Origin of the sequence: Enterococcus sp. DIV0970a (genome assembly GCF_051711265.1) — a bacterium.
Classification (GTDB): domain Bacteria; phylum Bacillota; class Bacilli; order Lactobacillales; family Enterococcaceae; genus Enterococcus_D; species Enterococcus_D casseliflavus.
In genome coordinates, this window is the sequence record NZ_JBIOMF010000001.1 from 219003 (window position 1) to 231675 (window position 12673).

General features: G+C 45.8%; 12 protein-coding genes. 11 read left to right on the forward strand and 1 reads right to left on the reverse strand.

The features are described 5' to 3' along the window. Window positions 1-108: 108 nt before the first annotated feature. The 11 genes from IGK14_RS01025 (at window position 109) to IGK14_RS01075 (ending at window position 11872) form a co-directional block, all read left to right on the forward strand. On the forward strand, window positions 109-1410 hold the full coding sequence (locus IGK14_RS01025; RefSeq protein ID WP_005226834.1) for a pyrimidine-nucleoside phosphorylase: 1302 nt from the start codon (window positions 109-111) through the stop codon (window positions 1408-1410). 13 nt (window positions 1411-1423) lie between these two features. Next, window positions 1424-2086 carry a deoxyribose-phosphate aldolase gene (deoC, locus tag IGK14_RS01030; protein WP_005226835.1) on the forward strand — a complete coding sequence of 221 codons (663 nt, stop codon included), beginning with the start codon at window positions 1424-1426 and terminating at the stop codon, window positions 2084-2086. A 54-nt stretch (window positions 2087-2140) separates the two neighbouring features. Continuing rightward, entirely contained in the window at window positions 2141-2539 is a 399-nt protein-coding gene (locus tag IGK14_RS01035; RefSeq protein ID WP_005226837.1) for a cytidine deaminase, read from the forward strand. A gap of 63 nt (window positions 2540-2602) precedes the next feature. Then, entirely contained in the window at window positions 2603-3721 is a 1119-nt protein-coding gene (locus IGK14_RS01040; protein ID WP_010748607.1) for a BMP family lipoprotein, read from the forward strand. A 137-nt stretch (window positions 3722-3858) separates the two neighbouring features. Further along, complete coding sequence (locus IGK14_RS01045; protein WP_005232559.1) at window positions 3859-5469, forward strand: ABC transporter ATP-binding protein; 1611 nt, start codon at window positions 3859-3861, stop codon at window positions 5467-5469. Then, on the forward strand, window positions 5462-6613 hold the full coding sequence (locus IGK14_RS01050) for an ABC transporter permease (protein ID WP_005226844.1): 1152 nt from the start codon (window positions 5462-5464) through the stop codon (window positions 6611-6613). Before IGK14_RS01045 ends, IGK14_RS01050 begins: the two co-directional genes overlap by 8 nt. Beyond that, on the forward strand, window positions 6613-7566 hold the full coding sequence (locus IGK14_RS01055) for an ABC transporter permease (RefSeq protein ID WP_005232556.1): 954 nt from the start codon (window positions 6613-6615) through the stop codon (window positions 7564-7566). Before IGK14_RS01050 ends, IGK14_RS01055 begins: the two co-directional genes overlap by 1 nt. Window positions 7567-7760: 194 nt before the next feature. Beyond that, complete coding sequence (gene deoB / locus IGK14_RS01060) at window positions 7761-8927, forward strand: phosphopentomutase (protein WP_010748608.1); 1167 nt, start codon at window positions 7761-7763, stop codon at window positions 8925-8927. 10 nt (window positions 8928-8937) lie between these two features. After that, window positions 8938-9756, forward strand: a complete 819-nt coding sequence (locus IGK14_RS01065; RefSeq protein ID WP_005226849.1) for a purine-nucleoside phosphorylase — start codon at window positions 8938-8940, stop codon at window positions 9754-9756. A gap of 25 nt (window positions 9757-9781) precedes the next feature. Continuing rightward, on the forward strand, window positions 9782-10486 hold the full coding sequence (gene deoD / locus IGK14_RS01070) for a purine-nucleoside phosphorylase (RefSeq protein WP_005226852.1): 705 nt from the start codon (window positions 9782-9784) through the stop codon (window positions 10484-10486). Window positions 10487-10684: 198 nt separating this feature from the next. Then, the gene (locus IGK14_RS01075; protein WP_010748609.1) at window positions 10685-11872 is read left to right on the forward strand and encodes an iron-containing alcohol dehydrogenase; all 1188 of its coding nucleotides are present in this window, start codon (window positions 10685-10687) and stop codon (window positions 11870-11872) included. 52 nt (window positions 11873-11924) lie between these two features. On the opposite strand, the gene IGK14_RS01080 is transcribed toward IGK14_RS01075, so the two are convergent. Further along, window positions 11925-12572 (reverse strand): SGNH/GDSL hydrolase family protein, encoded by a 648-nt coding sequence (locus IGK14_RS01080; protein ID WP_010748610.1) that lies wholly within the window; start codon window positions 12570-12572, stop codon window positions 11925-11927. Between the last annotated feature and the right edge of the window lie 101 nt (window positions 12573-12673).

Here is a 12673-nt window from a genome sequence, read left to right on the forward strand (position 1 = left end):
CTTGTAAGTGTTTTCATAGTTTTGCGATATTTAGTAAACTGTTTTACTAAAGTGGTTTACCCTACGAAAAATTATTGTATAATGTTAAAGGAAGCGAGGGTCATTTCGATGCGAATGGTGGATTTAATTGAAAAGAAACGTGACGGCAAGTCATTGACGAAGGAAGAAATTGACTACATTGTAACTGCGTATACTGAAGGAAGTATTCCAGATTATCAAATGAGTGCCTTGTTGATGGCTATTTTTTATGTAGATATGACAGATGAAGAGATCACGAACTTAACGCTAGCAATGGCAAATTCTGGTGAAGTGATCGACCTATCCTCAATTGAAGGAATCAAAGTCGATAAGCATTCGACTGGCGGTGTTGGTGATACGACCACATTGATCTTAGCGCCATTAGTGGCTAGTGTTGGCGTACCGGTTGCGAAAATGTCTGGCCGCGGCTTAGGCTATACTGGTGGGACCTTAGACAAGCTTGAAGCGATCCCTGGATTTAAAATCGAGCTTTCTGAAGCCGACTTTATCCGATTAGTCAACGAAAGCAAAGTGGCCGTGATCGGTCAATCAGGAGATTTAGCTCCTGCAGACAAAAAACTGTATGCCTTACGAGATGTGACGGCAACGGTTAGTTCGATCCCATTGATCGCCAGCTCGATCATGAGTAAAAAAATCGCGGCAGGTGCCGATGCGATCGTGTTAGATGTAACCACAGGCGATGGCGCCTTTATGAAAAACTTGGAGGATGCTAAACGCTTAGCCCAAACGATGGTCCGCATCGGAAAATTGGCAAATCGCCAAACGATGGCAGTCATTTCTGATATGTCACAGCCTTTAGGGGAAGCGATCGGCAACAGTTTGGAAGTGGTGGAAGCCATTGAGACACTGCAAGGAAAAGGACCGAAAGACTTGGAAGAAATGTGCTATGCACTGGGCAGCCAAATGGTCGTTTTAGCGAAAAAAGCTGATTCATTGGAAGAAGCACGCCAACTGTTGGAAGAAGCCCTGCATTCAGGCAAAGCGTTAGAAAAATTCAGACAGATGATTACAGACCAAGGCGGAGACGCTACAGTGATCGATGACCCGAGCAAGATTTTGACAGCGAAATATGAAGTGGAAGTCCCAGCGAAAACGAGCGGCGTGGTGACGAAATTAGTTGCCAATGAGCTAGGGATCGCGGCGATGATGTTAGGGGCAGGTCGTAAGACCAAAGACGAAGACATCGACCATGCCGTGGGCATCAAATTGCATAAGAAAGTGGGCGAATCCGTAAGCAAAGGGGAATCGCTATTGACGATCTATAGCAATACCGAAGCAATCGAGGATGTCAAAGCATTGATCGACCAAAATATTGAAATTGGGGAAGATGGCGCAGAACCGCCATTGATCCATGACATTATTACAGAATAAGGAGCGAATAAAAATGGAATTGAATCGCATGATCGACCACACGATTTTGAAAGCAGACGCAACGGAGGAAGATGTTTTACGAATCATCGAAGAGGCAAAAACCTATCACTTCTATTCTGTCTGCATCAATCCAACGTGGGTTTCATTAGCAGCAGAAAAATTACAAGGCGAACCAACGGCTGTTTGTACCGTGATCGGTTTTCCTTTAGGGGCAAACACATCTGAGGTCAAAGCTTATGAAACAACAGATGCGATCAAAAACGGCGCAGATGAAGTCGATATGGTGATCAACGTAGGTGCCTTGAAATCAAAACAATACAAAAAAGTTCAAGCAGACATCGAAGCAGTCGTTGAAGCAGCCAAAGACAAAGCGCTTGTCAAAGTAATCATTGAAACAGCGTTATTAGACAACGAAGAAATCGTCAAAGCCTGTGAATTAGCCAAAGCAGCTGGTGCAGATTTCGTGAAAACCTCAACTGGCTTTTCAACTGGTGGGGCAGTCGTTGAAGATGTTCGCTTGATGCGTGAAACAGTAGGACCAGAAATGGGTGTCAAAGCTTCTGGTGGTATCCACAATGAAGCAGAAGCTGCAGCTATGGTCGAAGCGGGCGCAAACCGCTTAGGAACAAGCGCAAGTGTTGCTATCGTGACTGGCTCAACAGGTGCTGGCTACTAAGCTTAGCATTATTAAGTAAAGTAGCAAAAAATAAAAATAAGAGCGGGGAAGACAATGACAATAGCGAAAAAAGAGTGGATCGACACCGCCGTTTCCGCCTTAGATAAAGCGTATGTGCCGTACTCTAAGTTTCCGGTCGGTGCTTGTCTCGTTGCCAAAAATGGTACGATATATCAAGGGATCAACATTGAAAATGCCTCATATGGCTTAACAAATTGCGCAGAACGAACCGCTTTTTTCAAAGCCGTTTCTGAAGGCGAAAAAGAGTTTCAACATTTGGTTGTGGCGGGTCATACGCCAGAACCGATCTCTCCTTGCGGTGCTTGCCGCCAGGTCATGGTGGAATTTTGTGCGCCAGATATGCCGGTGACCTTAGTCGGCGATGATGGTGTCATCAAAGAAACCACGGTAGAAGGCCTATTGCCTTATTACTTCACGAACAAAGATTTATAAACCATGTTCATTCAGTCGATGCGGCTGTTGAAAAAAACTATATTTTTAGGGGGCTTTACAGCAATGAAAAAAGCAAAATTATTTAGTTTAGGTATTGTTGCAGTAGCTGGGTTGACTTTACTTGGTGCTTGTGGCGGAGGAAATTCAGGTTCAACTGATTCAACTGGCGGCGGTTCTGCAGACGGTACGACTGATGCAGCGCATAGTGTCGCAATCGTTACCGATATCGGTGGGGTGGATGACCGTTCATTCAACCAATCAGCGTGGGAAGGCTTAGAAGCATGGGGTGAGGAACACGGGATCGCTCGCGGTGCTGGTGGTTATGACTACGTGCAATCAAATGAAGCTTCAGAATACACAACCAACGTAAATGGTGCCGTTCAAAATGGTTTCAAAACGATTTTCGGTGTGGGTTACTTATTGAAAGATTCAATCGCAGCAGCAGCTGACCAAAACCCTGATACACAATTCGGGATCATTGATGATGTGATCGAAGGCAAAGACAACGTTGTTTCAGCAACATTTAAAGATAACGAAGCAGCTTACTTAGCTGGTTATGCTGCAGCGTATACAACCAAAACAAACAAAGTCGGCTTCATCGGTGGTGAAGAAGGCGTCGTTATCGACCGTTTCGAAGCTGGTTTCACGAAGGGTGTTCAAGACGCAGCTGAAAAATTAGGCAAAGAAATTACAATTGATTCTCAATATGCAGCATCATTTGGAGATCCTGCCAAAGGGAAAGCATTGGCAGCTTCAATGTATCAAGGCGGCGCTGACGTAATCTTCCACGCATCTGGTGGTACTGGTGCAGGTGTCTTCCAAGAAGCAAAAGCAATCAATGAACAATTGAACGAAGCAGACCTAGAAGACAAAAAAGTTTGGGTCATCGGTGTAGATAGCGATCAACAAGACGAAGGAAAATACACAACTGCTGATGGCAAAGAAGATAACTTCACATTGGCTTCAACATTGAAAGGTGTTGGCGCAGCGGTTCAAGATATCTCAACTCGTGCGTTAGAAGACAACTTCCCTGGCGGCGAACACATTGTTTACGGCTTGAAAGATGGCGGTGTAGACATTACTGAAGGGTTCCTTTCAGATGATGCCAAAGCAGCGATCGAAACTGCGAAACAAGACGTGATCGACGGCAAAGTAGAAGTACCAGAAACACCTGAAAAATAAAGTTGTTCTTTTCGGTTATCTTGCCCTAGTTTAGGGCAAGATGATCGTCATTGGATTACTATGTTGATGAAAGCTACGGGTTTTCATGAGGATAGTAATCATCCTAAGCAATAGCAATTATTTTTTTGACATGACGAATGGTTTGTATAAGCGAATTAGAAAGTAAGGATGTGAGTAATTTGGCTGAGGAAAAATATGTTGTAGAAATGCGTCATATCACCAAAGAGTTTGGAACGTTCAAAGCCAATGACGATGTCAACTTGCAAGTAAGGCCAGGAGAAATCCACGCATTGCTTGGTGAAAATGGAGCGGGCAAGTCGACCTTGATGAATATGCTGTCAGGATTATTGGAACCAACATCTGGTGAAATCTGGATGAATGGTGAAAAAGTGAATATCACGAGTCCGACCGCAGCAAACAAATTGGGGATCGGGATGGTGCATCAGCATTTCATGCTGGTAGACGCCTTTACTGTAACAGAAAATATCATTTTGGGGAGCGAACCCCATCATCTCGGTGTGTTAGATCGCAAGAAAGCCCGCAAAGAAATCAAAAAAGTTTCTGAACAATATGGTTTATCGGTTGATCCAGATGCTTATGTGCGTGACATCTCTGTTGGGATGGAGCAACGGGTAGAGATCTTGAAGACTCTTTACCGCGGCGCAGATGTACTGATTTTTGATGAACCAACGGCAGTTTTGACACCGCAAGAAATCGAAGAGCTGATCGAGATCATGCGCGGATTGGTGCGTGAAGGCAAATCGATCATCTTGATCACCCACAAACTGGATGAGATCAAAGCGGTGGCAGACCGTTGTACAGTTATCCGTCGAGGACAAGGGATCGGCACTGTCAATGTCAAAGACGTCAGCTCACAACAGTTGGCCGATATGATGGTTGGTCGTTCTGTGTCCTTCAAGACACCGAAGAAAGAAGCGTCACCAAAAGAAGTCGTGCTTTCTGTTGAAAACTTAGTTGTAAAAGAAAACCGTGGCTTAGAAGCAGTCAAAAACTTAAGCTTAGAAGTACGTGCAGGTGAAGTATTGGGGATTGCTGGGATCGATGGCAATGGGCAATCAGAGCTGTTACAAGCCATCACTGGTTTACGGAAAGTCGAAAGCGGCAAGGTCTTGCTGAATGGTGATGACATCACCAACTTCAAGCCTCGGAAAGTCACCGAAGCCGGCGTTGGTCATGTGCCAGAAGACCGCCACAAATACGGACTTGTCTTGGATATGATGTTATCAGAAAACATCGCCTTGCAAACCTACTACAAAAAACCTTTGAGTAATGCAGGTGTCTTGGATTACGGAGAGATCAACGAGTTTGCTCGTGATTTGATTCAAGAATTTGACGTACGAACAGTCAACGAGATCGTACCAGCACGGGCATTGTCCGGCGGGAATCAACAAAAAGCGATCATCGCACGAGAAATCAGCCGCGATCCTGATCTATTGATCGTTGCCAATCCGACCCGTGGGTTGGATGTTGGAGCGATCGAATTTATCCACAAACGCTTGATTGAACAGCGGGATAAGTTCAAAGCGGTGTTGTTAGTCAGCTTTGAATTAGATGAAATTTTGAATGTATCAGACCGCATTGCTGTTATTCATGCTGGTGAGATCGTTGGGGTCGTTGATCCGAAAGAAACATCAGAGAAAGAGCTTGGCTTGTTGATGGCAGGGTACTCCTTGGAGGAAGCAAGACGAGAGCTGCAAATGGAGGAAGTAGGTGGTTCGGTTGAATAACCGCAAAGAAAAGATCCGCAATATATTAGTGCCGATCATCGCTGTCTTGTTAGGATTCGTCCTTGGCGGGATCATCATGGCGGCCTTCGGCTACAGCCCGATCACAGGGTATACACAAATGTTTCGGACCGTTTTTATCAACGGACAAACAGGTGGGTTAAATGCCCGCAACATTGGTGAGATTTTTGTTACAGCAGGACCATTGATCTTTACCGCTCTGGGGTTTGCCGTTGCAAATTCAGCCGGATTCTTCAATATCGGTCTTTCTGGTCAAGCGCTAGCAGGTTGGGTTGCTAGTATCTGGGTCGCACTAGCGATGCCAGATGCGCCTCGGTTGGTGGTCTTGCCATTAGCCGTGATCGTAGGGGCTTTATGCGGGGCGATCGCAGCTGCGATTCCTGGTTTCCTACGGGCATTCTTTGGAACAAGTGAAGTCATCGTGACGATCATGATGAACTATATCTTGCTTTATACGGGGAACCATTTAGTCAATAATGTGATGAGCGAATCCATGATCACGACAAAAGGGGTCACAAAAATGGTGGGGGAAAATGCCTCCATGCAGACGCCGTTTCTAGCAAGCATCACGAGCAACTCTCGCTTGAACTTAGGGATCTTCTTAGCCTTGATCTTCTTAGTTTTGGTTTGGTTCTTGATGAAAAAAACCACTCTTGGTTATGAAATCCGCGCGGTGGGCTTGAACCCAAGCGCTTCTGAATATGCGGGGATGAGCAGCAAACGGACGATCATTATCTCCATGATCATCTCTGGAACGCTTGCTGGATTAGGTGGAGTCGTTCAAGGACTAGGAACGTTTGAAAACTTCTTCGTTCAAGGGTCATCATTGAGCATCGGGTTTGACGGTATGGCTGTATCCTTGTTAGGAAGCGGCTCATCGATCGGAATCTTGCTTTCAGCCCTCTTGTTCAGTATTTTGAAATTAGGTGGACAAGGCATGCAGTTTGCAGGTATTCCATCTGAATTAGTCGATGTCAATATCGCAATTATTATTTTCTTCGTAGCGATCAGCTTTGTGATTCGTTTCTTGTTGGCAAAAATCTTTGACGGCAAAAAAGAAGCGCTGGTCGTACAGGAGATTGAAGCCCAACCAAACGATCAAGATCAGGAAGGAGGAACCATCTAATGGATATTAGTTTAATTTCTTCGATCGTCACTCAAACATTGATTTATGCGTCTCCTCTGATTTTGACGGCGCTAGGTGGCGTGTTCTCAGAGCGCAGCGGGATCGTTAACGTGGGTCTTGAAGGAATCATGGTTATGGGTGCTTTTAGCTCGATTGTTTTCAATATTGAATTTGCGTCACAATTTGGTGCGTGGACACCATGGTTAGGGATGCTCGTCGGCGGACTTGTCGGTGTGGTTTTCTCCTTGCTGCATGCGGTGGCAACCATCAACTTCCGTGCCGACCACATCATCAGTGGTACGGTGATGAACTTGATGGCACCAGCTTTGGCTGTGTTCTTAGTCAAAGCGATCTACAACAAAGGGCAAACGGATAACATCCAACGGACATTGGGGTATTTCAATTTCCCGATTCTTAAAGATATTCCTATCATTGGCCCGATTTTCTTTAATCAAACATTCTTACCGGCGTACTTCGCTATTTTGATCTCAGTGATCGCGTGGTTCGTGATTTTCAAAACACGCTTTGGGTTGCGTCTTCGTTCTGTCGGTGAGCATCCACAAGCAGCGGATACCTTAGGGATCAATGTTTACGTGATGCGCTACTCAGGTGTCTTGATCTCTGGTTTCCTTGGCGGGATGGGCGGTGCCTTGTTTGCTCAATCGATCGCGGGTCGCTTTGCCGTGACAACGATCGCCGGTCAAGGATTTATCTCGATGGCTGCGATGATCTTTGGTAAATGGAATCCACTTGGTGCAATGGGAGCTGCGATTTTCTTCGGTTTTGCGCAAAACATCAGTATCGTAGGTGGCCAACTGCCAATCATCTCTTCCATTCCAGCGGTTTACTTACAAGCTGCGCCTTATGCCTTGACGATCATCGTGCTCGTTCTTTTCCTTGGAAAAGCCGCTGGTCCGAAAGCTAACGGGAAGAACTACATTAAATCTAAATAATTTTTTCAGTATGAAAGGGTGGGGCTATGGGACATGAATGTGTTGCTGTGTCCTGCCCTTTTTCTATCCTCTGGGTGAAAGGAACGCATCAGGAAATTTCCAAAGCAACCCAGCGCAATTTTTGCTTAAGTTTAGTATGATAGAGGTAGTAGATCCGCTTGTAAAAGCATAAAATAAAGAAAGTAGGGAATAGAATGTTTAAACGTGTACACTTGATCGTGATGGATTCAGTCGGAATTGGTGAAGCACCTGATGCGGCAGCTTTTGGTGATGTCGGTTCAGATACGTTAGGCCATATTGCAAAAGAAGCAGGCTTGACGATCCCTCACTTGGAACAATTAGGCCTAGGGACGATCCGTCCTTTAGAAGGCGTGAAGGCGGTAGCTGACCATGATGGGTATGCAACCAAATTGGAAGAAGTTTCCGTTGGGAAAGATACGATGACGGGGCACTGGGAGATCATGGGCTTGAATATCCAAAAGCCTTTCCGCGTATTTCCCGATGGGTTTCCCGATGAATTATTGCAACAGATCGAAGCGTTCTCTGGACGCAAAATCGTCTGCAATGCACCGTATTCTGGGACAGCAGTCATTGATGACTTTGGCGAACATCAAATGAAGACAGGCGATCTGATCGTTTACACCTCGGCTGACCCAGTGTTGCAGATCGCCGCGCATGAGGAAATCATTCCATTAGAAGAATTGTATCGTATTTGTCAGTACGTTCGGGACATCACGAAAGATGAGCCATATATGATCGGCCGCATCATCGCGCGTCCGTATGTCGGTGAGCCTGGAAACTTTACTCGTACGAGCAATCGTCATGACTACGCACTCGATCCATTTGGCCATACAGTATTAGATTCCTTGAAAGAAGCTGGAAAAGACGTGATCGCCGTTGGGAAGATCAATGATATCTTCAACGGACAAGGAATCACCGATTCTGTACGGACGAAGAGCAATATGGACGGTGTGGATCAGTTACTGAAGGTGATGAAACAAGACTTTACGGGTCTAAGCTTTACGAACTTGGTCGACTTCGATGCGCTTTATGGTCACCGTCGCGATGTCGTAGGGTATGCCCATGCCATTGAAGATTTTGATTTGCGTATTCCAGAACTTTTAGAAGCAATGGGAGACGAGGATCTGTTGTTGATCACAGCTGACCACGGCAATGACCCAACCTTTAGGGGAACGGATCACACGAGAGAATATGTGCCATTATTAGCGTACAGCAAGAAATTCCAAGGCCAAGGCAAATTGCCACAAGGCTACTATGCGGATATTTCCGCAACGATCGCTGAAAACTTTGGTGTTTCAGCTACAGAAAACGGAACAAGCTTTTTACAACATTTAAACTAGAGGTGATGAGATGACAACGTTACATGAGAAATTACAAGAAACAACGGCATTTATCCAAGAAAGCGGCGTCGGTGAAGTGGAATTTGGGTTGATCTTAGGATCTGGCTTAGGTGAATTAGCCGATGAGATCGAAAACCCAATCGTGTTGCCTTACAACGATATCCCGCATTTTCCTGTTTCGACAGTGGTCGGTCATGCAGGACAATTGGTCTATGGAACATTAGCTGGGAAAAAAGTCTTAGCGATGCAAGGACGATTCCATTATTATGAAGGCCATTCGATGCAGACGGTCACTTACCCCGTCCGTGTGATGGCGGCATTGAAAGCTCACTCTTTAGTCGTGACCAATGCCTGTGGCGGCGTAAACGAAAGCTTCCAGCCGGGAGACTTGATGTTGATCACCGATCAAATCAACTTTATGGGGGACAACCCACTGATTGGTGAAAACGAAGAAGAAATGGGGCCACGTTTCCCAGATATGAGCCAAGCCTACCATTTGCCTTATCGGGAAGCGGCACAAAAAGTTGGTGCATCAAAAGGATTGCACTTAAAAGAAGGCGTTTATATGGGCTTCTCAGGTCCTACGTATGAAACGCCAGCAGAGATCCGCTTTGCTCGGACGATCGGTGCCGATGCTGTCGGTATGTCGACTGTCCCAGAAGTGATCGTTGCTGTTCACAGTGGCTTGAAAGTCTTAGGTGTTTCTTGTATCACAAACTTGGCTGCTGGTATGCAAGCGAGCTTGAATCATGAAGAAGTCGTGGAAACGACGGAACGGGTCAAGGCAGAATTTAAAGCGTTGATCAAAGAAACGTTAGCAGTCCTATAAAAAGCAGATCAAAGGAGAAAAACGAATGAGCGTTCATATCGAAGCAAAAGCAGGCGAGATCGCAGACAAAATCTTGTTACCAGGTGATCCACTGCGGGCAAAATATATTGCTGAAACATTTTTAGAAGACCCGATCTGTTACAACAACGTTCGGGGGATGTTGGGCTATACAGGCGTTTATAAGGGCGAGCGGGTCTCTGTCCAAGGAACTGGCATGGGCATGCCTTCAGCGAGCATCTATGCCCATGAATTGATCAACTCTTACGGCGTAAAGAAATTGATTCGGGTCGGTACGTGTGGTGCCATCTCAAAAGATGTCCACGTGCGTGATCTTGTGATTGCCCAAGCGGCAGCAACAAGTTCATCGATGGTAGCAAAAAACTTCCAAAGTTTCCATTTCCCACCAATCGCTGACTTTGCACTGTTGCGTAAAGCCTATGATACAGCGATTGAATCAGGATTTACGACTCACGTCGGCAACATCTTATCTGAAGATACCTTCTACAAAGATGACATGACGGAAACGTTACAGTTGGCAGACCTTGGGGTGATGGGTGTTGAGATGGAAGCCGCAGCCTTATACTATTTAGGGGCGAAATTCCACGTTCAAACTTTAGCGATCTGTACTGTCAGCGACCACATCATCACTGGAGAAGAAACAACGCCAGAAGAAAGACAAACGACATTTAACGACATGATCAAAGTTGGCTTAGAAACAGCGATCGCGTAAAAAAGATACCGCAGGATCGGTGCATGAACGATGCGAAGGCTGCTTGCTTTTGATAGAGCAAGCAGCCAAATCGTATTGGTTTGCATGCAACCGAGAATGTGTTATCTTTTTTTGTTGGCAAAAAGCCACGAAGAAGCGTTGCACTTTTGCCAGAAAATGGTTTAATGAAAAGAAAAGGTGTAAAAAGGAGACGAGACAATGAATAATTTTACGTTTCATGTAACGACGGACATTCGTTTTGGGAAAGACCGTCTGAACGAGCTGCCAGAAGTACTGAATACATTTGGAAAAAACGTCTTGCTAGTCTATGGTGGCGGCAGTATCAAGAAAAACGGCTTGTACGATGCAGTCATGGCGCAATTGACTGCCAACGGCAATCAAGTCACTGAATTGACTGGTGTCGATCCAAATCCACGAATCGAAACCGTTCGTCAAGGAGCCGCTCTTTGTCGTTCAGAAAAGATCGACGTCATTTTAGCTGTTGGCGGCGGTTCTGTAATTGATTGCAGCAAAGTGATCGCTGGGGCGGCTTGCAGTGAGCAAGAGCCTTGGGACTTAGTTCTTTCCAGAAGCTATCAAGGACCAGCGATTCCATTAGTAACGATCTTGACCCTTGCGGCTACTGGCAGTGAAATGAATCGCGGCGCGGTGATCTCTAATCTAGAAACGAAACAAAAACTTGGTGTTCACGGACCCGAATTTTTACCGAAAGTATCTTTTTTAGATCCAACAACGACCTTTAGTGTCAGTCGCTATCAAACGGCTGCCGGTTCAGCGGATATCATGAGCCATCTGATTGAAAATTATTTCAGTAAAACAGAAGGAACAGATGTCCAAGACGGTGTAGCAGAAGGATTGCTAAAAGCAGTCATTAAAAATCTGCCCATCGCATTAAATGACCCCACAGACTATGATGCACGGGCGAATTTGATGTGGGCGAGCACCTTAGCCTTAAATGGTTTGACTGGAAGCGGCAAGGGTGGTGCTTGGTCTTGTCATGCGATGGAGCATGAGTTGAGTGCGTTTTATGACATTACCCATGGCATCGGCTTAGCGATCCTGACCCCACGCTGGATGCTTCATGTATTGAATGAAGAAACGGCGCCGAAATTTGCGCGGTTTGCTAGAGAAGTCTTTGGTGTCCAAGAAGCAGTGCCAGAATTAGCTGCCCGAATGGGGATTCAAAAACTGTATGACTTTTTTGCTTCTTGCGATATTCCAATGACTTTGCCAGAAGTAGGGATCGCCGATGACACCCATTTTGCTGAAATGGCGGCTCAAGCAGTTCAATTCAGCTCTATTGCAACAAATGCGTATGTACCGCTGCAAGAAGAAGACGTGATTGCAATCTACCAAGATTCCTTGACTCCTTCAACCTATCTTTAATCATAAAAAAGACCGTTCCTGCGACTTGGTTGTCGCGGAGCGGTCTGTTTATTTACCCTTCAGAAGAAAAAGCCAAACGGGCCATTAGCTGATTCGCAATCAAGGCGTGTCCTGCAGGAGTGGGGTGCACCCCGTCATCACCTGTCAGTGCCTGCGGGGAGCTAGCAACGGCTGCTTCGGCAAACAAGCCATCCAGCGGCAGCAACTGACAATGAAAGGCGGCAGCTAAGCGACGAACGATTTGGATTTTCGGATCAAGATCGATCCGCCAGGTTTGACGATCTTCAGGATATGGCAAAACAAAAGGTTCCAGTAAGAAAATGCGCGTGATCCCCTGTTGGGTCACTTGTTCCAGAATTTGACGGTAGGTTTCCTCAAAGGACGTTGCCGCAGCTTCTGAACCAAAATCGGGACCACCGGCATTGTGCCACGTGTCGTTGATCCCAATCATAAAGACCAAGACGTCAGGTGCTAATTGAAGGCAATCTTCTTGGAGACGGGCTAAGACATCGGCAGCTTTGTTGCCGCCGATCCCCCGATTATAAAAGATAAATCCTGCAGTGGGGAATGTTTCTGCCAGCTGATCGGCAACGAGACGGGCAAACCCATGTCCTAAATCGTGGGGATCTTGGCGATCACGATCGCAATCTGTGATGCTGTCACCTAAAAATAAAACGGTATCATTTTTGACTAGTTTCATAGTAAGCTCCTTTCGAGTACGCCCTCAATTATAAAAGAGGGGGGAGGAAATGCCAATAAAAAAACTGCCCTTTTTTAAAAAAGGGCAGCGATAAGCGAGGC